Raw genomic sequence first — 21,483 nt, 5'->3', positions numbered from 1 at the left:
TCGCTCGCCCCAAAAGGCGAGCGAAGAGGAGTCGATTTACTGGCCTTTGCTTCCAGGCTTAGCCCTTGGCTGCGCCGATGTGGAGCTGGGCGCGAGCCCGGGCGATGGCCTTGTCTTTCTCGGCCTGGTCGAAGTCGTTGGCGGCCCGTTGGGCTTGGGCCTGCTCGAGTTCGCGGGCCGCGGCCGCGGTGTCGAGTTTGGCGGCCGGGATCGCGCGGTTGGTGAGCACGGTTACGACATCGTCACGGACTTCGGCGAAGCCGCCGTCGATGAAGTAACGCTGGGTGATCCCCTCGCTCTTGGTTCGCAACTCGCCGTAGCCGAGCCGGCCGATCAAGGGTGATCGGCCGGGGAGGATACCGAGTTCGCCGTCGTAGAGCGGCAGGACGACGAACTCGACAAGTTGGTCGAACAAGGTGCGTTCGGGGGTGACGACCACGCACTGGAGCCGGTCGCCCTGTTTCTTGCCGGTCTTGACCGGCTCCATCGTCTCGTGGGTAGCCATCGCGAGGCACGCTCCTGGAAAATCGGCAACGGGGTCGACTGCGCTCAGCGCGCCATTCGCTTGGCTTGTTCTTCGGCCTGATCCACCGAGCCGACGTACAGGAAGGCCCCTTCGGGGAGGTGGTCCCACTTGCCGTCGCAGATTTCCTGGAAGCTTCGGATCGTGTCGGCGAGCGGCGTGTACTGCCCCGCCTTGTTCGTGAACGGCTCGGCCACGAAGAAGGGCTGTGAGAGGAACCGCTCGATGCGGCGAGCGCGATGGACGACCGTCTTGTCCTCTTCGGAGAGTTCGTCGACGCCGAGGATCGCGATGATATCGCGAAGCTCGCGGTAGCGCTGGAGGATCGACTGGACGCGGCGGGCGACGTCGTAGTGCTCTTGGCCGATGTACTGGGCGTCGAGAATACGCGAGGTCGAGCCGAGCGGGTCGACCGCCGGGAAAATGCCCTTCTCAGCGATGGAGCGCTGGAGCACGATGAAGGCGTCGAGGAAGCCGAAGGTCGTGGCCGGGGCCGGGTCGGTCAAGTCGTCGGCCGGAACGTAGACGGCCTGCACCGAGGTGATGGCCCCCTTGCTGGTCGACGTGATCCGCTCCTGGAGGGCACCCATCTCGCTCGCCAGGGTCGGCTGGTAGCCCACGTTCGACGGCATACGGCCGAGGAGCGCGGAGACTTCGCTGCCCGCCTGGCTGAACCGGAAGATGTTGTCGATGAAGAGCAGGGTGTCGGCCCCGGTCGAGTCGCGGAACCACTCGGCCATGGTCAGGGCCGAGAGGGCGACGCGAAGTCGGGCACCGGGGGGCTCGTTCATCTGGCCGAAGCACATGACGGTGCTATCGATGACCGACTTGCCGGTGGCCCCGATCTTCGTATCCTGCATTTCGAGCCAGAGGTCATTCCCTTCGCGGGTCCGCTCGCCGACCCCGGCGAACACGGAGTAACCGCTATGGACCTTGGCGATACGAGCGATCAGCTCGGTGAGGATGACCGTCTTGCCCAGCCCGGCCCCACCAAAGAGGCCGATCTTGCCGCCGCGGACGAACGGCGTCAGCAGGTCGACGACCTTGATCCCGGTCTCGAAGACTTCGGTCTTCGGCGAGAGCGAGTCGAACGCCGGGGGGTTGCGGTGGATCGGCCAGTGCTCGGAGGTCGGCACCGGGCCTCGCCCGTCGATCGGCTTGCCCAGCAGGTTGAAGACCCGCCCGAGCGTTTCCTTACCGACGGGGACGGTGACTGGTCCGCCGGTGTCGACCACGGCCATTCCGCGGACCAAGCCGTCGGTCGAACCGAGGGCCACGCAGCGCACCCGGTTACCGCCGAGTTGCTGCTGGACCTCTCCGGTCAAGCTGATCCGGACACCCTTTTGCTCGGAATCAACCGTCAACGCGTTGAAGATGTTGGGCAGGTGCCCATCCTCGAACTCGACGTCGAACGTCGAGCCGATCACTTGGGAAATCCGTCCGTATGCAGTCGCGGTGGCCATTGGGCTATCCCCTGTCGGGTAGTTGATCATCAGGGATTCACCACAACGACCCTGAGATCCACGACGCAGGGATAAGGGAGACTTTCGTCTATTGCGTCGTTGTGGTGAGTTGAGTTCATCTTCTTATTCGAGAGCCGCGGCACCGCCGATGAGCTCGGCCAGTTCGCGAGTGATCTGCGCCTGCCGGGCACGATTGTAGAGCCGGGTCAGCGACTTGATCATGTCGTCGGCGTTTTCGGTCGCCCCTCGCATGGCGACCATCCGCGCGATCTGCTCGCTGACGGCCGCGTCGAGGAAGCACTTGAAGAGCCGGACCTTGAACGAGACCGGCACGATCTCTTCGAGGATGCTCTTGGGGTCGGGCAAGAACTCGTAGGGGACGGCTTGAGCCTTCGAGGTCGCGGCCGAATCGCCGGTCGCGGTCGCCGGCTTCGCCTGCCGGACCGATGCGGTCGCTTCCGCGACCTGCGCCGTGGTCATGGGCAGAAGCGTCTGGACGACGGCCACCTGGCGGGCGCTGTTGACGAACTGAGTGTAGGAGACGTCGAGTCGATCGATCTCCCCCTTGATGTACATGCCGATGTACTTGTTCGCCAGCGCCTCGACCTCGTCGAATTGCGGCCGGTCTTCAAACTGGGTGTACGAGGTGTCGGCCGCGGTGCCGCGGAATCGGAAGTAGTTGATCCCGCGCTTACCGGCGACTTCCAAGGTGGTCGGGATCCCTTCCGCCTGATTGTCTTGGAGGACCCGAGTGGCGACACGCAAGACGTTGCCGTTGTAGCCGCCGGCCAGACCTCGGTTGCTGGAGAGAACCAGGAGGAGCGACCGACGCACCGGCTCGCGTACCTCGAGCAACGGGTGCGAGACGTCGAGCGAAGTGGCGCCCAGGTTGGCCACCAGCTCGGCAATTTTGCGAGTGTACGCCTCGGCCTCGGTGGCGCGATCGAGCGCCTTCTTGAACCGGGCGGTGGCGATCAGCTCCATCGTCCGGGTGATCTTGCGAATGTTTTGCACCGACTTGCGGCGCTTGACGATCGCTCGGGCCTTGGCCATCGGTGGGTCTCGTGGAAGCTGGGATGATCCGCAAGGGAATTCAGGGAATCGATTTCCGGATCCGGCAGAGATTTCAGAAGGAGCGGAACGTTATCGTCCGCGAGATCAGCAAGTCTCTGCCGGATCCGGTCACCGAAGCGTATCCGGACGCAATCGTCGTCAAGCTCCAGCGCCGGCGAGTGCCGGGGCCTTGGCGGCCGGCGAACGATAGAGCGCCTTGAACTCGGTCAGCGCTGCCTTCAGGTCCGCGAGGATGGCGTCGGAGAGCTTCTGCTCTTTCTCGAGGCGAGCCCGGACGCCCGAACGATGGTCGCGGACGAAGGCCAGGAACTCTTGCTCCCAGCGCGACACTTCCTTGACCGGCACGTCGTCGAGGTAGCCTTCGGAACCGGCGTACAGGCTCATCACCTGGTCGATCGCCTCCATCGGCTGGTACTGCGGCTGCTTGAGCAGCTCGACCATCCGATAACCGCGATCGAGCTGGAGCTGGGTTGCCTTGTCGAGCTCGGTACCGAGCTGGGCGAACGCTTCCAACTCTCGGAAGGCGGCGAGGTCGAGCCGCAAGCTGCCCGCCACCTTCTTCATGGCCGGGATTTGGGCTTTGCCACCGACCCGGGAGACGCTGATGCCGACGTCGACGGCGGGCCGAACACCCGCGAAGAAGAGGTCGGGCTGAAGGTAGATCTGGCCGTCGGTGATCGAGATCACGTTGGTTGGGATGTAGGCGGAAACCTCACCTTCCAGCGTCTCGATCAAGGGCAGGGCGGTGAGCGAGCCACCGGAGGTTGTCGTCTTCACGACCTTGTGCCCTTGGGCGTAGTGTTCCTTGAGGTCGTGCTTGGCCTCTTCCAGGCCCGGAACGCCAAGGTAGACCTTCTTGTTGACTCCCCACTCCTCCGTGACCGTTTCGGTCTCGGTGGGCGCGTGGTCGGGGACGATCACGTACTTGTTGGCGAGCTTCGCCGAGCGCTCCAGGAGGCGGGAGTGCGCGTAGAAGACGTCGCCCGGGTACGCTTCACGACCCGGCGGGCGGCGGAGCAAGAGGGAGATTTCGCGGTACGAGACGGCCTGCTTCGACAAGTCGTCATAGACGACCAGGGTCGCGCCCCCCTTCTCGTACATGAAGTACTCGGCCATCGCACAACCGGCGTACGGGGCGATGAACTGAAGCGGGGAGGGGTCGCTGGCACCGGCCGAGACCACGATCGTGTAGTCCATGGCACCGTGGCGACGGAGTACGTCAACCAGGGCGGCCGTCGTCGATTCCTTCTGGGAAACGGCGACATAAATGCAGATGACGCCCTTCCCCTTTTGGTTGAGGATCGCGTCGATCGCGATGGCGGTCTTGCCCGTCTTGCGGTCGCCGATGATCAACTCGCGCTGACCGCGGCCGATCGGCGTCATGGCGTCGATCGCCTTGATACCGGTCTGCATCGGCTCTTCGACGGGCTGACGATCGACGATCCCGGGGGCCGGCGATTCGACGAGGCGGGACTTGTCGGTGACGATCGGTCCCTTGTTGTCGATCGGCTCGCCCAACGGGTTGACGACGCGGCCGACCAGGGCTTCGCCCACGGGAACGCGGAGCAATTGCCCGGTTGCCGTGACGGTCTCCCCTTCGTGGATCGTCGTATAATCGCCGAGGATGATCACGCCGACCGACGATTCCTCGAGGTTGAGCGCCATTCCCTTCACGCCGTTATCGAACGCGACCATCTCGCCGGTCATCACGCCCGAGAGGCCGTGGATCCGCGCGATGCCGTCGCCAACCTCGAGCACACGACCGACCTCGGTCCGGGTGACCTGGGCCTGGAACTGCTCGATCTCACTCTGAATCACTGAAGTGATTTCGTCGGCTTTGAATTTCATGCGTCTTTCCTTCGATCAGTCGTTGGCGAAGCTGTTCGAGGCGGTTCCGGATCGAGGCGTCGTACACGTCGTCGTCAAGCTGGATGACCATTCCACCGATCAGGGACGGGTCGACCTCGAGCTTGACCAGAGGCGTCGCGTTGAGCATTCGGCCGAGATGTTCGCGAAGCGCGTCTTGCTGGGCGTCGTCGAGCGGAACCGCGGTCCGGACGAGCACCGGCCGACGGTTCTGCCGCTTGTCCCAGAGTGCCCGGGCGGCCCTGGCGGTTGCGCCCAGGGACCCGAGTCGGCCGTGGCGGTTGAGCACACGGAGGAAGTTGATAACCGTCGGATGGACCCGACCCTCGAAAACGGAGACGAGGATCCGGTCCTTATCGGCGGGCGAGACGAGCGGCGAGGCCAGCGCGGCGGCGAACTCGGTGTCCGGCCCGAGGACCTCGGCGAAGATCGCGTCGAGTTCGTCGAGGACCTCGTCGACCTGTCCCTCTTTCTCGGCGGCGTTGACCAGAGCCTCGGAGTAAGAGCGCGTCACCTGGGGGACGTCTTCGAGGACGGTCCCGTGTGCCGACGGGCTCGCGGCGGTTTCGGCGGCAGCGGTCATGCGGAGTGGCTCCCTTGACCGTTAGCCAAAACCGGCAGCTCGCTCATTGCGGAGGCGACGAGACGGCGATGGTCGTCGCCGCTGAGGTCCTTGGCGAGGACCTTGCCTGCAACCGAGACGGCCAGGTCGGCTGTCTTGGTCCAGATCTCGGAAAGCGCCTGGTCGCGTGCCGTCTCGATTTCGTGCCGTGCTCGCTTCTGCTCGACTTCAGCTTCGGCACGCGCCTTCTGGATGATCTCCTCGGCGGTGACTCGGGCCTGGGTTCGTGCTTCTTCGATCAGGGCGCGAGCGGAAGCCTCGGCTTCAGCCACCTGACGGCGGTGTTCGGCGAGCAGTTTTTCCGCCTCGTTGCGGGCGCGCTCTGTGTCGAGCAGCACGTGCTCGAGGTGCTCTTCACGCTGGTGCAACGCAAGCAACAAGGGCTTCCAGGCAAATTTGCCCAGAACGAACAGGAGTCCCAGGAAGACGACGACCGTCCAGATAGCCACGGACGGCTGCGGTTCCAGAATATTCGGTTTCGCTTCCGCCTCGTGACCCGAGGAAGAATGCTCCTCACTGGCCCCCGCAGCCGCACCATCGTGAGCGTGGGCTTCGGTCTTGTGGGCGTCGGAGGGTTTGGGGGTATCGGCCGCCCGGGCGAGCGGTCCGAATGCCAAGGCCATCAAGGCAATGGCCGCAATCAGTTGCCGGGGCATGGATGAGGACCTCGTGAATGGTTCAGGGCGACCCGCCCACGACCGTTGGAAGGCCGGGGAGACGACCGGATGACCCTCGACAAGAGGTCGAGAGTCACCGGTCCGACGGCTCGTGGTCCGAACGTTCCGCCGATCGTTGGCTCAGTACGTTTGCAGCAGGATGATGATCAGCGCGAAGAAGGTCACACCTTCGATCAGCGCGGCCGAGATGATCATCGCCGTCTGGATGTTGCCGGCCGTTTCGGGCTGGCGGGCCATGCTCTCGACGGCCGACTTGGTCAGGCTGCCGATCCCGTAGGCGGCACCCATGATCACGAGGGCGACACCGATGGCCCGGAGATCCGCAAACGGGGCGCTCGGCGCCCGGACGGGCTCGGGAGTAGCCGTCTGAGCGGAAGCGGAACCCTGAGCGAGCAACAGCAGGCCGAAGGCCAGGACGGCGGACTTAACGAATTTCATCGGACCTTTGTCTCCTAGATGGTCTCACATGAGGGGAGAATCTGCGGGTGCCGTGTCACGGCCCGCCGTGATGAAACGGACGGATCGCCAAAAACGGCCTCCGCCCCGGGTGACACGACCACCCGTACGACCGCGCTTGTCTCAGCTCAGTGCGGGTGAACCGCCGACCCGATGAACAACGCGGACAAGAAGGTGAAAATGTACGCTTGCAAAAACGCAACGAACATTTCGAGAAGGCTCAAGAGGATCAAGCCGAAGACGCTTGCTCCCATCACCGGCCAGAAGATGAACCCCTGGGCCATGATGATGAACCCAAGGATCACCGCCAGCACGACGTGCCCGGCGAACATGTTCGCGAACAACCGGACCGCCAAGACGACGTGGCGAATCAAGAGCCCCGCCACCTCGATCACGAACATCAAGCCCCAGAGCGGCGGCTTCAGCCACCAAGGGACGTCCAGGTGCGGCACGATCCCGATCCAGAATCCGGCCACCCCCATCTCACGCATCCCCGCCAGAACGACCGTGCCGAGCGTCATCAAGGCCAAGACCGCCGTGACGTTGATATTCCCCGTCGCCGACGCCATGCCCGGGACCAGCCCCAGCAGGTTGTTGAACAGGATGAAAAAGAAGAGGGTCCAGAGATAAGGCAGAAATTTATCCGCGCCATGGCCGCCGATTGCGGGACGCGCGACCTGATCGCGAATAAAGAGGAGCAGTGTCTCGAATAAGTTGACGAACCAGCCACGCGAGACCGGTGTCTTACGAATCTGTACCACCACCAGCGGCAGAATCACCAGCATCAGGAGCGCGGCGATTACCTCGGTGACCATGAACCGCGTCAACTGCAGGCCGGCGATCCGCGGGAGATCCAACTCCAGCGCATAAGACGGACCCTGCCAGTGGGGGAACTCCAGGCTGGGATGGTCCACGACGTGGCTGAGTGGACTGTGACCGTGCTCAGGCATGGCTGCTTTGATCCTGTTCTCTCATCAAAACCGCGACAGCGATCGACACGTCACCGCGGCTGGCACAACGGACCCAGTCCGTCCCGCCAACCGGCCGGCTTCCCCACAACCAAAGGGAAAGCTCCCGCTTTACAATCGGGATCCTTCGCGAGCGATCCGGAGGAGGTGCATCATTCCGACGGCAAAGCCCAAGACCGCCCCAATCAAGGTTGCCAGGGGACTCGTCCCCCACCAACGGTCAAGTCCCGCACCCATCAAGGGAGGGAGAGCGAACTCCAACCCGATGGTGGAAACTCGGGAAGCCCATTGGATTCCGACGGACAGTCTTGAGCGAGGCTCGGGCTGGTTCACAATCGCCTCCCGCACCCCGCGTCAGTCGACGGAGGGCGTGCCCCCGAAATATATCAACCGACCGGGAGACCTCGCGGCAATTGGCGAACCAACCATTTCGAAGTCATTTATACCCGCCGCTTTTGCCCTGTCAACTCCTCACATCCTATCTTCGAGAAATTTTTCACAATGTCGTCGATTGTGTTGCACTACCAGGTTTTGGGGAGTTCGCGAAGGCCTCGGCTGACCGCTTGGTCCGTTCGTTCGGAATGTTACAGATTTGGGAGTTTGTCCACGGACGGACACTTGGGAGGGATTATTGTTTGACAGTGGAGGTGGGATTTGTTATGACCTACGAAGCGAGTTGCTAGGTATGAGTCCGGTACGAGCCAGAGTGGGGACCTGCATATGACGTCACCCTTGCGCTCCGGATACGATCAACGTGAAAGGCGGCTTCTTCCCGTAAACTGACGGGCGAGAGGGCCGCCTTTTATTCGTTTGATGGTCCTTCGATCGCGGGCCTTGGGTTGCATCACGCCGCTCTCCTCTCCTTGTATTTATGGCCGTTCTGGATGTTTCCATTAGTCCGGGAGGCATGGAGTTTTCCGGATCGGCCTACTCAGGGATGATCCACGCGTTCCTTGTCCGAATCCGCGTTCTTTCCTGCACCCCGCGGATAGAGACGGAGTGGCCCGCATGACCGTCGATACGCTCAAGGACTGCAATAAAAAGTATTTGGCTCAGTTGGCCAAAGATCAAGGGATTGTCGGGTGGCACGCGATGCGCAAGGATCAATTGATCAAAGCGTTATCCGTGCCGGCCCCAACGCCGAAGAAGTCGGCAGGCAAGTCCGCGGTAAAATCGGTTCCGTCGGTGGAGATCAGTCCGACCTCGTCCCGTAAAGTGCCCCCGCCGTCGTCGGCCCCCGCTCGTCCTCTGACGGTGGTTCCGCCTCGGTCTCTCGATCATGCCTGCGTCAAGGATCGGATCATTGCCATGGTCCGCGATCCGTACTGGCTCCATGCTTATTGGGAGCTAAGCCGGTCGACGCTGGCCAGGGCCCAGGCGGCCCTTGGGCAAGATTGGCATACGGCCAGGCCGATCCTCCGGGTGGTGGATGTCACCAGTGAAGACACGACCTCGGCGTCGGAACGTCATGTTCGCGACATCGAGATTCACGGGGGAGTGAACAACTGGTACATCGACGTCACTTCGCCGCCGCGCTCGTATCGCATTGATATTGGCTACCTGGCCCGGCGCGGCAAGTTTTTCGTCTTGGCTCGATCGAATGTCGTCAGTACACCCAAGGCGGGGGTTTCCGACGTCTTGGATGAGAACTGGGCCAGCGTTCAGGAGCAGTTCCAGAAGATCTACAGTCAATCGGGGGGGAACGCGAGTCATCCCACCGGTTCCAACGACCTGCGCGACCTGTTCGAAGAACGGCTGCGCCGGCCGATGCAAGGACTGTCGCTTCAAAGTCTCGGCACGGGGGCCTTGGCGTCACTCGGCCGTGATTTTCACTTCGAGATCGACGCCGAATTGATCGTCTACGGCACGACCGAACCCAATGCCCGGGTGACGCTTCAGGGGGAACCGGTGCAGTTGCGGCCTGACGGGACCTTTACCGTCCGGTTTAGCTTGCCCGACTCCCGACAGATCATCCCGGCGGTGGCCGCTAGCCCCGACGGAGTTGAGGAACGGACGATCGTGTTGGCCGTCGAGCGGAATACCAAGGAGTTGGAGCCGATGATTCACGACGGCAACGAACTCTGAGGCTTGCCGGCGAACGCGCCGTTCTGTTTTGTTCCGTTCGACTTCTTGACGACACCTCGCGGCCCGCGCCGAGCGCCTTTGCTCGACGCGGGCCGCGTGGTGTTTTCCGGGGCTCAATTGCCGTCGTTTTTCGTATGTCGCGGTGTCACCAAGATCCAACCTGGAGTCGAAGGGGCATCATCCTTCCCCTTTTTTCTTTTGCCATTCTTCGATGGTCCTGATTTCCCTGTAACCGTACAATTCCTTTGCGATGAAAACAGGATCCGCGAATCGCGGCCCAAGACGGGGGAGGCGCATCGATTGAGCAAGGACATCACGCCCATCCTGGCTGGCTGGGAGCATGACCCGGACGAGATGCAGGTCCGGATCGTGACGGGAGATGACGGCCGCGACAAGATCCAGATGCGACTGGACCTCGGTCTGCTTCAGATGGAAATGGCGGGCCGGCCCGATGGCCGGAGACCCGACGATCACGAGTCGCTGCTCGATCTCTACGAGGCAAGCGCTTCCGCCGAAGACTTCGCCTTGGACATCAGCGCCTGCGCGGCCTTGATGCAGGAAGGGCGACTGTACTACCAGCGCTATCTCGCGGCGTTCCATCTCCAACGCTACGACCTGGTTGTCAGGGACACCGACCGGAACCTCCGCCTCTTTGCCTTCGTCGTCCGGTATGCATCACGACCGCGGGACAAGATCGAGTTCGATCAATACCGGCCGTACGTCATGATGATGCGGACCCGTGCTCTGGCGCTCGACTCGCTGGCGAAGAACGACTCCACGCAGGCCCTCGCGCAAATCGATGAAGGGATCGAGGGGATCCGCGACTTCCTCAAAGACTATGAGCAGTCGGACCACGAAGCGGAATGCATGGAGCTGGGCTTCCTGCTTCGCTGGAAACGCGACATCGAGAGCAACCGTCCTCGCGGTCCTCTGGAGCGGCTGGAGCAGCAGCTCGAGTTGGCCGTGGCGCTGGAGGACTATGAGGAGGCCGCCAGGATCCGCGACCAACTCGTTCGACTCCGAGGGACCGAGATCGCCACGTCGTCCGAGCCGCATCCTTAGCCGTTCCGAGGCGAGCGAAACTTGCTGAGGCGAGCAAGAGAGACTACCCGTGCGCTGGGATTACCGGCCTCTTTCATGGCGATGGGGGCGATCGTGAGGGCGGGCCGTTTTCTCGCTCTTTTTGCTTGATGGCGAGGTCAGTCGCGGCTAGACTAACGCTTGTCTGGTCTCGGCCGGACACGCCTCTGCCATGTACGAGAAGGGGTGTACTTTTGGCGAACCAATGAAAACCCGTTGGGAGCCGATTCAATACCTCTGGGCTTGTCCCTGAAGGTCTAAGGCGCCCACTTGAACTGCGGGTTCTCAAAAGCGCTCCGACGGCATTGCGGTGGAGGTCCTTTTTTTTCGTGCCCGTGCTCGCTTCCGGGATTCCGGATGTGATCGCGGGCCGATTTTTTTGATTCCGGTCAGGACCTTGAGTCATGGACCTCCGGGCCCAGAAGCGGCAGCTCCGCCAGGCAATGATCGAGCGGATCCTTGCTCTCGACCCGGCGGATCGGAAGGCTCAAGAGGCGACCCTCGCCGCTCGATTCAGAGACCTCCCGGGCTTCGACGCCGCAGGGTCGGTCTTGCTCTACGTCACGGCCTTCCCTGAGGAGATCGCGAGCCAGCCGATGCTCGAGCTCGCACTGGAGCGGGGCAAGCGCCTGGTCTGTCCTCGCGTGGACAGGATCCAACGGCGGCTCCGGCTCTACCGGGTCGAGGATCTCAACGCCGACTTCAAGCGGGGGATGCTCGGGATTCCCGAGCCGCACGACGGCTGCCCCGAGGTCGAACCGGACCAGGTTGACTGGGTTCTCGTCCCCGGCCTTGTGTTTGACGCCCGAGGGTTTCGGATCGGTCGAGGGGCAGGGCATTACGACCGGCTGCTGCCGACGCTTCGCCGCGATGTACCTCGATGGGCCCTCGCGCTGGATTGCCAGATGGTCGATGCGCTTCCCGTCGAGTCTCATGACGTGTCGCTCGACGGCGTCGTTTCACCGCGGACGACTGTCGCGTGTGCTCGGCCTGAAGACAGAGCGGCGGCCACTCCGTCGATTGATATCAATCGATCTTGAATCAGACGGAGAGCCCGGCTGGCTCTGGTCTCGGCCGGCATGTGATGACCGCGCCGAGAACCAAGACGATGCCGGTGGCGTGGAGTCCCCAGGCGAGTGAGAGTCCCTTGGGAACGATCTCCAATTCGAGTCGGCCTTGGGAATCGGCCTGTGCCGCAAATGGTTTCGTCCACTCCGCGCATTTCTCGTTCGGGAACGCGGCCTTGCCATTGATTCGCCACCAAGAGCCGGGATTCTGATTGAGATGGATCCATTGTCCCGGCCTTGTCCGGAAGACGATGCGATTCGGGCTCCAGAACTCGGTCGTCAGGGACGCATCGTCGTCGGTCCAGGCTTCGCCTCGGTAGTGAGGATGGCCGCGCCAGAGCCTGGCGGTCGGTTTGTTGCGGTCGTAGCCGAGCAGGGGCTGATAGCCTCGGACGACCCCGTAGCCCCTGAGGACGGCCGCGTAACCGAGGCCGTTTTCGACGTTGACCAACGTTGAAGTCGGGGGGCCGGGGAAGAGGTCCTCAGTCGGCTCGACACACGAGGCAACCGTGAGGATCTGATGGCCGTAGCTGATCAGGTCGGCCGCGATGACCAGGACCAGACCCGCAGCCAGAGCGCGGTGGAGAGCGTCCCCTCGGGTTCGCCAGTGGGCCAGGATGCTCGTGACCGAGAGCCCGAGTCCGAGCATGGCGGGAATTCGCCAACGGGTCACGACGTGCATCGTCGAGAAGACCGGTCCTTGCGCGAGCCAGTAGCTGGGATGGGTCCAGCGAACCGAACCGATGGCCAGCCAGAGACAGAGGACCGTCATCGTGTGCCACCATCGCCAGCCGTGAACCAAGCTGATCAGGGCCAGGAGGATGACGAGCGGTCCCACGTAGCAGGCCGACTCCCAGAAGTAGGTCGAGGTGGCGGCTTTGAGGATGGTGGAGTCCGGTCGGTAGAGCAGCCAGTCGAGGACTTCGCCGACCGATGCGTCGAACGCGGTGTGCCATTTCCTCGGGAAGTCGGCCATCACCAATGCGGTCGTGGTCAATCGCCAGCCGGCCAGGGCGAGCCCGACACCAATCGCCGCGACAGTGTGCCCGAGGAGTCGTCCGCGGAGGGGTTTCGGCTGAACGCGCAAGGCGCGAATCCAGACGAGCCCGGCGATGAGCAAGCCGTAGAGGCTGGGATACTGGATTCCGTTCAGCACGGTGAAGGCGGCCCAAAAGCCGAGCCAGAGGCCGTCACGAAGCCGATCTCCGACCCGGAATGCGGAGTAAATCAGCCAAGGGAAAGCGCAGTAGCTCATCGGGATGAAGTGCCCGGCGACCGTATAGACGAGTACGCCTCCGTTGATCCCGTAGATTAGGGCTGCCGCGGCTGCTGCCCAGGGTTCACGGAACCAGAGCCAGGCAAGCCGGCGCGCCCCCTCGACGGCGATCATCAGGTCGATGACCGTTGCAAGATGCAGCCCCGTCGTCGTCCCCAGCAGGAGAACCAGCGGCGTCGTGATCGAGATGACCCCACACTGAGGGTCACTCGCCAAGGGGAATCCCCCCCGGCACCAGGGGGTCCACCAGGGGAACTGGTGCGCGTCGAGAATCACCCGGCGGATGCTCTCAAACTTCTCGAGGAAAAAGTCCCAATCTCCGAACCCGAGGTTGCCGGGACGACTGAGGAGCGGCAGCGCCAGCGAGGCGACTGCGAGTTGCAGGGCCCAAGGGATCCAGACCCGTGCTCGGTCGGATCGGCCCGTGGTTGGAACTTCATCGCGTGGGGCCGGCCAGGCGTCGCCGGGGGCCACGGTCAGAAGGCGACGGAAGCCGATCCCCAGGAGCGCCAGGAAAATGGCCTGCCCCATTCGTTTGCGAGCGGGCCAGGGGATGACCATGAACAGGTCGAAGAACAAGGGGCCCAGAACAATCGCGAACGCGACGAAGGCCAGGGCGGCGAGCGGCCCGCGCGAACCTTGACCCGGGCGCTTCCGCCAGAGCGCGAGGAGCGAAGGGCCGATCGCCATGGGATGCAACTCTCGGAAGGGTTGTGGGGAAGGTCCCCCGACAAGGGGGAAGCTCACTCCAGGGGGGACCCGTCCATTGTTCCGACTTGGGGACGGGACGACCAGAGCAACCGATCATGGATCGCCACGAGTCGTCTTGCCTCAAGGGGATTCGTTCACCGCTCTGGCTTGGCTTCGATCTCGACGCGAGGCGGCTGGGCGTACGCCTGGAATTCTGCGGGCAGGTTGGCCGCCGCCGTGTCTCCAGAGTGGAGAATGATTCGGTAGCGGAACCGGATCGACTCCCCGTTCGGGAGGACGTGCTCGCCCGATCGCGGTTGGCCGAAGTCGTGCCAGCCGAACGGATTGGCGGCGAAGAGGCCGTAGGTCCTGACGTGCCAGGTGGTCGGATAGCGGAAACTGTCGGGGTGGTTGAGGATCGCAATCCCGACGGTCTTCCCCTCGACCGGACCCGTGTAGTCGACCCAGGGGGACGCTTTGCCCCAGGCCGAGTCGTCGGTGAGTCCCTCGGCGTTGACGATCTTGCCACCGGAGTTTGTCTTGCTTTTCACGTCCATGCTCGAGGCGACTCGGAGCCCGAACATCCCCTCCTTCGTGTCGCCGAAGGTCACCGGACCGTCGGTCGCCTTCAGGGTCACGTCAAAGTCGATGACGCGATTCTTCCCGAGACTGTAGAAGGCGACCACGCGTTCGTCTTCGAGCACCTTCTTGCCATTTGGCCCGACCCAATCGTCGGTCGTCCGGAGGACCGCGGCGAGCGCGCCGTTATGAACGATGGTGCGCGCGGTTTCCTTGATCGATCCGAACTTGGGGTTAGGCTTATTTTTGGTGTCGGCGGCCCAGAAATCGAAGCCATTGACATTGCCATGTGTGAAAAAGAGCGACCGTTGATGAGGGTGATCCTCGTCTTCTCCCTGGACCTGCTTCATGGGATAGGCCCGGGTGAACGAGGCGCCCGTCGGGCCGATGACGGGGAAATAATAGGGCTTGAAGGGATCACCGCTAAGGTAAGTCGCGAACGGCTTTCCCCCCGCTGCGATGGGAACTTCCTTGGCCTGGAGGTGGTCGGGGGCGATGGCCCGGCCTGACTCTGACGGCTCCTGCCCTGTGATCGTGTAGGAGCCGGTGCCGTCGGCCTCGGCTCGGTCGGTCGTCAGGGCGATGAATGTCCGGCCGGCCTGTTCGAAGACCTCAGCCGGCGTGGCCGTGCCGTTGTCGCCTTGTTTCAGAGAGTAGAGGCCGGGAGGGAGCGTCCCCTTGATCTCGGCGACCACAAAAGTGCCGGCTCCGATGGGGCCGTTCGCATGAATGACGACGGGCCGGTTGACGATCGAGCGAGGTGAGGCGTCCGCCGCGTTGGCCGGCCTCCCCGAAAGGAGGGCCAGAGCCCAGCCGAGCACCGCGAGTGGGGTGTACCGCGTCGAGGCAGTCATGAGACGACTCCGAAGTTCGAGGTGCTGGCAGATTGTGACATCGCTCGCCGATTACCGCCGTCTACCGGGGCGTTCACCAGAACCTCTGTCATCGAGTGGGTTGCGACGAGCTTTGGTGGTGGTTGGCGAGTTGTGTCCCATTGAGTTCCGCGATACGTCGTAATCGTCCGCGCAGCCGGTTGCAAGCGAAAAGCTTCCAGGAGTCCCAAGCTTTCTTGAGGACACGGAGACGGGGCTGCAATCGTGGCGCATCGCCGTAATCACGCCGTCGGGAAGGATCTGTCGCCATCCGAATGAAGCGGGGCGAGCCGGTTTTCCCCGTCCCGCCCCCTTTCTACTTGCTGCTTGTGGAGTCTCGAACCATGGTTCGTTTCTGCCGGGGGACTTACTTCTTCTCCGCTGCGGTCGCGGCTGAGGCCGAGGTGGATTTCGACTTGATGTCGAAGTCCATCACCGGATCCTGAGCGGTCACTTCGCGCTCGAATGAGTCTTCGAGTGTTGCGGACGCCGGATTGTTCTTTTTCTTGGCGTCGGGGCCCGACACTGAGAGCTGGGCCATGAACGGGTCGCTTGTGAACGATTCGTTCGTGCTCTCGGGTGGAGGGGGGACCTTGATGACCGCGACCCGATACTTGCCGGCCGCCACGCCCGCCCGGTTATTGGTCATGAGCTTGTAATTGCCGTCGGGACCACTCACGTCGGTGGCGGGTTGGCCAAGAGCGTTCGACGGATCCGGGGTAAAGATCACGCTTGCCCCTTCGACGGGCTTGCCGTTGTTCGTCACCGTGCCATGGATGGGAAGTAGTTTCGGCCCCGACTCGCTACAACCGCTCAGCAACACGGCCATGGCGGCCATGATCACTCGTCGCATCATCGTCCTCGTCGTATTGGCAGATGAAGGATACGGATGGGTTAGCAGGAAATTTTCATCGCCTCCGACCCTTGACGGGGCCGAAGGCGATTCACCTTGCTTGGGAATGATCAGTAACTATCGGCACTGATGATTTCGCTGGCGTGCATGGTATTGAGTGCAAACCAGGTGTAAGGATTGATCGAATTCTTGATGAAACGGACGCTGCCGTCGGCGAAGCCCATGTTCAGTCCCCCAGCGTGGGGACTGCTGAAGGTCCAGGCATACCCAAGTTTCCGGGGATTGTTGGCCACACTGACCTGTCGGATCAGGGCAGGCGCGTTGGGTAGAGTCGACAAGTAGATGTCCGCCGACGTATTAGCGGGCGAGTAAACCATGGCATGAGTCGAGGTCCAGAGGCCTTGTCCCCACCAGCCGCCATAACTTGCGGTCGTCTTATCGAGCCTGGATTCTCCTGTGAATATGGTGTTGCTGGTGCCGTCTTTGATGGACGCAATGCTGGTGGACCAATCGGTTCCCGAGAAGACTCCCGCGTCTACGGGACGTCCGCCCCCCCAGTTGCGGGCGTTGTAGGTCTCGTAGTACTGGCTGGCGGCGAGCATATAGCTCGTGCGGACCGCATTCGTGCCAGGGTAGGCTGCGGATGTTGAGGTATAGGGGGTGGGGGTGATGTCGGACGGGCAGAGGTAGGCGGCAACCATGGAGGTGGTGACCGTCGTGTTGCCAAGGTACGCGGATGTGCCGCCAATGACTTTCGTATTGACGCCCGAGTTGACTGCGTTGCACGACGGTCGGCTGAAGTTGTAGGCGTTGTAGAGCGCTGTCTGCTCCAGGAAATTCAGGATGATCGAGTGGGCCGTGGTGTTTAGCACCAACCCTAGGCCATCAGGGTCGTTGGAAGTCGCCAAGGTGCCCGCCGAATAGAGCTTCGCGGGAGGAAACGCACCGTTTGAACTTTCGTAATTGTGCATGGCCAGGCCGATCTGCTTCAAGTTGTTGACGCACTGCGACCGGCGAGCGGCTTCCCGCGCGGCCTGGACGGCAGGCAAGAGAAGGGCGATCAGGACGGCGATGATTGCAATGACGACCAGCAACTCAATGAGAGTAAAAGCGCGGCGTTTCTTCATGAGTCGACTCCTTGCGGTAAGAGATGACATGAATCAAACGGTCACGAAACGAATGCGGCGAAACGACAGGGTACGCAAAATCTTATTTTGGAAAAGCAAGAATTGCAGGCAACTGAATGAGAGCATGAACAGGAAGACGGACGGCTTCGATGCTTGCCATCACTGCAAGACAGTATATGAGAGGTTTTTTGTGCTTCTCCTCCCTATTGATCCCGCCATGGAATCAAGGAGGAAAGAACATTCGTATCCGCTGCTCTTTTTATTGTCAGTGGATCAGATCGCCCCACTGTAGCGGTCAAGGTTGGTATGTGGATAGCCTAGATTTACAGTAAATCTTTCGAACTTGTCGTTAGTCTAAGACAAACGATATCAAGGCCGGTAAAAGCCCTTAGAATTGCCTCCGAACTCATGGATATTGAGGGGCCCTTGTCACAGGGGAGCCTCTCAGTCCATTTGGTCGAGGAGGACTTGGAAGCCCGCGAGCGATTGCGTCGACCCTGGCCTGGGGGCCAGCGGGTTTCGGAGTCATTCCCGGGCGCGGGATGTCAAAGTGGTCGCGATGAGCTTGGTTTCCGAAGTCCACTCAGGGGAGGGCACGAAGGCCGGTTCATCGGAGCGAGGATGTGGCGTCTGAGGCGTTTGGCTTGGCGGGCGGATCGAGGGCGTGGGGGCGTGATCGGAGTGTCCTGCTTCGGTTCTTTGAATAGACAAGCGATATAGGGTTCGCGTGCTTTTGGGCGGATGAATATTTCATAGATAATTCTGCTTGGATCCGAAAGCGATTCGCCCCGTGTTCGATTCTTTCAGGGAAATTGCGAGCCGAATGGATGTCCACAACGGCTTTTGCGTTGAAGGGGGGGGTTGTTCAGGCTTATACTAGAGGAGGGTAAAACGGTGGTCCGAGCTCATCAGGAGTCCTGTTCGCGTCTCGAGAAATTCGGGCGGGCGAGTGGGGAAGCCCAGCGGTGAGCGCTCGAGACGGAAGCCACGACGGTTGGCGGCTCGGACTCTCGGTCTTGTCGTTCGGTCTATTTTGGCGTTCAAGGGGAGAGCCTGCTCAAGGCAACAGTGATGGCAAAGCGGCTTTATGTAGGAAACCTTGGCTTTTCGGTGACCTCGGAAGAACTCCAGGCACTCTTCGAGTCGTTTGGGGCGGTCTCCATGTCCCAGGTTGTGGAAGATCGCGAAACGGGTCGAAGCCGTGGCTTCGGGTTCGTCGAGATGGTCAACGATGCTGAAGGGGATGCCGCCATCCAAGGCCTGGACGGTCGCGATCACCAGGGGCGTCGGCTCAACATCAGCGAGGCGCGGCCTCGAACGCCTGGCGGTGGTGGTAGTGGGGGGGGCGGACCGCGGACCGGCGGGAGTCGTGGCGGTGGGTATGGTGGGAGCGGCGGCGGTTACGGGTCGGGGAGCCGAGCCTACTGATCGAGACGATAAAGGGATAATCAAGGAAGGGAAACGGATCGGGCCGTTCGGGAGCGGTTGCCCCGGCCCTTGATGATTTCGCTGCCACGTACCACCATCCGCCATGGCCGGAGCCTCTTTATGACCGACGCGAACCCGCGACGACAAGAACTCAAGAATCGAGTGGAAGCGGTCCTCAACGAGCACGTCCGCCCGACCCTTCGGGCCGACGGGGGCGACCTCGAACTGGTCGACATCGATGAGGACAATATCGTGCAGGTTCGTTTGCAAGGGGCGTGCCAGGGCTGCTCCTCCGCCTCGTATACGTTGACTATGGGGATCGAGGCGACCTTGAAGTCACATGTCCCCGAGATTCGGTTTATTGAGGCTGTGCCTTGATTTACGTGATTCTTGGGTCCCGATCCGACGAAATGCGAAGTCCGAATGGATCCTCATTCGATCACGCCCTTTTGCTTGCGGAATGTTCAAGCTCGCCTCGTTTGCTGGCAATCCTTTTGAAGTTGGTGACCGGAAATGGTTGACTCCTGGGTCTGGCCACGCGCGGCTTATATCCACATTCCCTTCTGTGCACACAAGTGTGGTTATTGTGACTTTGCGTCGCTGGCCGGCGTCGACCATTTGGCGGACCGTTACCTCACCGCCTTGGAGAGTGAGATGGCGAGGATGGGGACTCCTCAGCCGGTGGAGACCATCTTCGTGGGGGGCGGTACGCCGACCCGGCTCGACGCGGGCCAGTTGCGGCGGTTGCTGGCGATGATCGGGCGCTGGTTTCTCTTGGAACCCGGGGGGGAATGGACGGTCGAGGCGAACCCCGGAACGCTCGACGAGGAAAAGGCCGACGTTCTGGCTGCGGGAGGGGTCAACCGGGTGAGTCTGGGAGCGCAGTCGTTCCAGCCGGGCTTGCTTCAGGCCCTGGAGCGGAATCATGCTCCTGAAGAGGTAGGGCGAGCGCTCGACTGGATCCGGCCGCGATTCCCGTACTGGTCGTTTGACCTCATTTTCGGCGTGCCCGGCTCTACGCTCCCTCTCTGGGAGGCGGATCTTGAAACCGCCTTGTCGCTCGGCCCCGCCCATCTGTCGTGTTATGGCCTCGTCTACGAGAAGGGAACAGCCCTCTGGAAGCAGTGGCAAGCGGGCCAGGTCCGCGAGGTTGACGAAGAGGCCGAACGGGCGATGTACGAGCACACCATCGACCGCTTGCGGCAGGCTGGGCTGCTGATGTACGAAATCTCCAACTTTGCACGCCCCGGCCACGAGTCGCGGCACAACCTCATCTACTGGGCGAACGACGCCTATTTCGGGGTGGGTGTGGGGGCGGCCCGTTACGTCGGTGGCGTCCGATCGGTGAATACACGCGATCTCCCGGCGTATTTGCGGCGGATTGAAGAAGGGCGGGAGGCGACCGGGCCCATCGAAACGCTCGAACCCGAGGCCCATGCCCGCGAGACGGCTGTCCTCATGCTGAGGCGGACGATTGCCGGGATCGATCGCTCTGACTTTATGCGTCGAACCGGCTTCGACCTCGATGAACTCGCGGGTCCCACTCTCAAGAAGTATGTCGGGAGGGGGCTGCTCGAAGAGGACGGAAACCGGGTCCGATTTACCCGAGAAGGGCTGTTCCTGGCCGACAGCGTGCTCTGCGAGTTGGTTTGAGCGAGCCGTTCGCCTGGCTCTTCGCTTTCCAGACGAGCGGGGGGCATCAACTCCCTTGTCTTCAAACAGTCTTCGAAAGACAGGGAACTGAGGCTCTCCGCCCGCCTTTACTCGCGAGCGAAAGGTCGATGCTCAGGCGGGCCGGAAGGTGTCAGAGCTTGCGGAGTTGGTCGGCCCTGGCGGCGAGCTTGATGACGGCGGCCTGGAAGAGGCCGCGCGTGTTCGCTCCTGCGGACCGGTAAGCTTCGGTGAACCCTTCGGCCTGGGTCCAGTTGATGACTTCCATCACCTGCTTGGACATCAGCGAGAGCATCTCATCAATCGTGGGGGCCGCCGAAGGAACGGGGTCGGAGAGCGCGACGGCTTTGGCGTCGCCATCTTCCCAGGGGGCCAGACCGGTCGGCTCGCGGGAAACCGCGGGCATTGGGGAGGTGGCATCGTCCCAGGGGGGGGCGTCGCTTTCACGGCCGCCTCGGTCCCGCGGATCGTCCTGTTGAGCGAGCGACTTCCCTTTGGGCAAATGCTCGTTCGGATCCTTGGGCAGGCCGGCCGAGGAATAGGTTTTCCCGTCCGCACCGACCCGTCCGGGATTGTTCGGGATCTGGTTGCCTTCGATCAGGCTGCGCCGGGTCTTGGCGACCAGTTCTCGACTCACCCCCAGTTCCTCGGCCATGCGCCGATCGGACCAGTCGTGATGGAGCCGAAGCTTGACGTCGACGGCCCGTCGCCGCTCGGCGCGGGTCAACGGTAGGCCGTGGAAGAGGTTGACGCTTGAAACGAAGTCGAGCGCCTCTTCGAACGATCCCGTGACGATCTCCGCGTGGATCGTTCGACGACCGAGTGCGATGGCCGAGGCGTGGCGGTGGAACCCGTCCGCGACCAGCCAACGCCCATCGACTTCGTAGACCGTGATCGGGGGCAGGCGCTCCCAAGACTCCGCGTAGCGCTCGACCGTGAACTCGTCCAGGCGATCACGCAGATTCAAGTTCGGGTCAAGGACCAACTCGTCCAACGGCAGTTCGCGAATGTTCATCACGGTCGCTCTCCAGTCACAAGTCGATCCTGGCCAGTACCCGAGCCTGTTCTGAATCCTCCTGTCGGCCTATCATCGACCTGTCTGCCAC

At 62.2% G+C, this 21,483-nt stretch carries 20 protein-coding genes and 1 other RNA gene; 7 read left to right on the top strand and 14 right to left on the bottom strand.

All coding sequences use genetic code 11. The features are described from left to right. Positions 1–58: 58 nt before the first annotated feature. The 9 genes from atpC to SINAC_RS42100 form a co-directional block, all read right to left on the bottom strand. Positions 59–505 (bottom strand): ATP synthase F1 subunit epsilon, encoded by a 447-nt coding sequence (gene atpC / locus SINAC_RS33705; protein WP_015250013.1) that lies wholly within the window; start codon positions 503–505, stop codon positions 59–61. A 44-nt stretch (positions 506–549) separates the two neighbouring features. After that, positions 550–1,986, bottom strand: coding sequence for a F0F1 ATP synthase subunit beta (gene atpD, locus SINAC_RS33700; RefSeq protein ID WP_015250012.1), 1,437 nt, complete (start codon positions 1,984–1,986; stop codon positions 550–552). A 123-nt stretch (positions 1,987–2,109) separates the two neighbouring features. Next, a complete protein-coding gene (gene atpG, locus SINAC_RS33695) occupies positions 2,110–3,039 on the bottom strand; it encodes an ATP synthase F1 subunit gamma (RefSeq protein WP_015250011.1) in 930 nt (309 codons plus the stop codon). A 159-nt stretch (positions 3,040–3,198) separates the two neighbouring features. Continuing rightward, positions 3,199–4,908, bottom strand: coding sequence for a F0F1 ATP synthase subunit alpha (atpA, locus tag SINAC_RS33685; RefSeq protein WP_015250009.1), 1,710 nt, complete (start codon positions 4,906–4,908; stop codon positions 3,199–3,201). Then, positions 4,865–5,509, bottom strand: coding sequence for an ATP synthase F1 subunit delta (gene atpH, locus SINAC_RS33680; protein WP_015250008.1), 645 nt, complete (start codon positions 5,507–5,509; stop codon positions 4,865–4,867). The genes atpA and atpH overlap by 44 nt, the downstream gene beginning before the upstream one ends. Next, positions 5,506–6,204, bottom strand: coding sequence for a F0F1 ATP synthase subunit B (gene atpF / locus SINAC_RS33675; protein WP_015250007.1), 699 nt, complete (start codon positions 6,202–6,204; stop codon positions 5,506–5,508). The genes atpH and atpF overlap by 4 nt, the downstream gene beginning before the upstream one ends. Positions 6,205–6,345: 141 nt before the next feature. Continuing rightward, complete coding sequence (atpE, locus tag SINAC_RS33670) at positions 6,346–6,663, bottom strand: ATP synthase F0 subunit C (RefSeq protein WP_015250006.1); 318 nt, start codon at positions 6,661–6,663, stop codon at positions 6,346–6,348. Between the two features lie 146 nt (positions 6,664–6,809). Next, the gene (gene atpB / locus SINAC_RS33665; RefSeq protein ID WP_015250005.1) at positions 6,810–7,631 is read right to left on the bottom strand and encodes a F0F1 ATP synthase subunit A; all 822 of its coding nucleotides are present in this window, start codon (positions 7,629–7,631) and stop codon (positions 6,810–6,812) included. Between the two features lie 129 nt (positions 7,632–7,760). Further along, a complete protein-coding gene (locus SINAC_RS42100; protein ID WP_020466501.1) occupies positions 7,761–7,982 on the bottom strand; it encodes an AtpZ/AtpI family protein in 222 nt (73 codons plus the stop codon). A 675-nt stretch (positions 7,983–8,657) separates the two neighbouring features. On the opposite strand from SINAC_RS42100, the gene SINAC_RS33655 reads away from it, so the two are divergent. The 4 genes from SINAC_RS33655 to SINAC_RS33645 all read left to right on the top strand — a co-directional run bounded on the left by SINAC_RS33655 (position 8,658) and on the right by SINAC_RS33645 (position 11,854). Beyond that, positions 8,658–9,734, top strand: coding sequence for a DUF4912 domain-containing protein (locus tag SINAC_RS33655; protein WP_015250004.1), 1,077 nt, complete (start codon positions 8,658–8,660; stop codon positions 9,732–9,734). A 300-nt stretch (positions 9,735–10,034) separates the two neighbouring features. Next, complete coding sequence (locus tag SINAC_RS33650) at positions 10,035–10,796, top strand: UvrB/UvrC motif-containing protein (RefSeq protein ID WP_015250003.1); 762 nt, start codon at positions 10,035–10,037, stop codon at positions 10,794–10,796. Between the two features lie 179 nt (positions 10,797–10,975). After that, a non-coding RNA gene (gene ssrS / locus SINAC_RS38475) (6S RNA) lies at positions 10,976–11,135 on the top strand. An 83-nt stretch (positions 11,136–11,218) separates the two neighbouring features. Continuing rightward, positions 11,219–11,854 carry a 5-formyltetrahydrofolate cyclo-ligase gene (locus SINAC_RS33645; RefSeq protein ID WP_015250002.1) on the top strand — a complete coding sequence of 212 codons (636 nt, stop codon included), beginning with the start codon at positions 11,219–11,221 and terminating at the stop codon, positions 11,852–11,854. Position 11,855: 1 nt separating this feature from the next. On the opposite strand, the gene SINAC_RS33640 is transcribed toward SINAC_RS33645, so the two are convergent. The 4 genes from SINAC_RS33640 to SINAC_RS33625 all read right to left on the bottom strand — a co-directional run bounded on the left by SINAC_RS33640 (position 11,856) and on the right by SINAC_RS33625 (position 17,278). Then, the gene (locus SINAC_RS33640) at positions 11,856–13,847 is read right to left on the bottom strand and encodes a hypothetical protein (protein WP_015250001.1); all 1,992 of its coding nucleotides are present in this window, start codon (positions 13,845–13,847) and stop codon (positions 11,856–11,858) included. A 155-nt stretch (positions 13,848–14,002) separates the two neighbouring features. Then, positions 14,003–15,280 (bottom strand): DUF6807 domain-containing protein, encoded by a 1,278-nt coding sequence (locus SINAC_RS33635; protein ID WP_015250000.1) that lies wholly within the window; start codon positions 15,278–15,280, stop codon positions 14,003–14,005. 385 nt (positions 15,281–15,665) lie between these two features. Next, positions 15,666–16,154 carry a carboxypeptidase-like regulatory domain-containing protein gene (locus tag SINAC_RS33630; RefSeq protein WP_237722690.1) on the bottom strand — a complete coding sequence of 163 codons (489 nt, stop codon included), beginning with the start codon at positions 16,152–16,154 and terminating at the stop codon, positions 15,666–15,668. 107 nt (positions 16,155–16,261) lie between these two features. Then, positions 16,262–17,278 carry a DUF1559 domain-containing protein gene (locus tag SINAC_RS33625; protein WP_015249997.1) on the bottom strand — a complete coding sequence of 339 codons (1,017 nt, stop codon included), beginning with the start codon at positions 17,276–17,278 and terminating at the stop codon, positions 16,262–16,264. Positions 17,279–18,349: 1,071 nt separating this feature from the next. Between SINAC_RS33625 and SINAC_RS39300 the strand changes: the two genes are divergently transcribed. The 3 genes from SINAC_RS39300 (at position 18,350) to hemW (ending at position 20,359) form a co-directional block, all read left to right on the top strand. Then, positions 18,350–18,706, top strand: a complete 357-nt coding sequence (locus SINAC_RS39300) for an RNA recognition motif domain-containing protein (protein ID WP_015249995.1) — start codon at positions 18,350–18,352, stop codon at positions 18,704–18,706. A 120-nt stretch (positions 18,707–18,826) separates the two neighbouring features. Further along, positions 18,827–19,084, top strand: a complete 258-nt coding sequence (locus tag SINAC_RS33610; protein ID WP_015249994.1) for a NifU family protein — start codon at positions 18,827–18,829, stop codon at positions 19,082–19,084. A 135-nt stretch (positions 19,085–19,219) separates the two neighbouring features. Then, positions 19,220–20,359: a radical SAM family heme chaperone HemW gene (hemW, locus tag SINAC_RS33605; protein ID WP_015249993.1), complete on the top strand. Its 1,140-nt coding sequence runs from the start codon at positions 19,220–19,222 to the stop codon at positions 20,357–20,359. Between the two features lie 151 nt (positions 20,360–20,510). Here the strand turns inward: hemW and SINAC_RS33600 are convergent, their stop codons facing one another. Next, positions 20,511–21,392 carry a ParB/RepB/Spo0J family partition protein gene (locus SINAC_RS33600; protein ID WP_015249992.1) on the bottom strand — a complete coding sequence of 294 codons (882 nt, stop codon included), beginning with the start codon at positions 21,390–21,392 and terminating at the stop codon, positions 20,511–20,513. Positions 21,393–21,483 lie beyond the last annotated feature (91 nt).

Source organism: Singulisphaera acidiphila DSM 18658 (assembly GCF_000242455.2).
Classification (GTDB): domain Bacteria; phylum Planctomycetota; class Planctomycetia; order Isosphaerales; family Isosphaeraceae; genus Singulisphaera; species Singulisphaera acidiphila.
The sequence above is the reverse complement of the archived record's forward strand: the minus strand, read 5'-3'. Positions and strand labels throughout refer to the sequence as shown.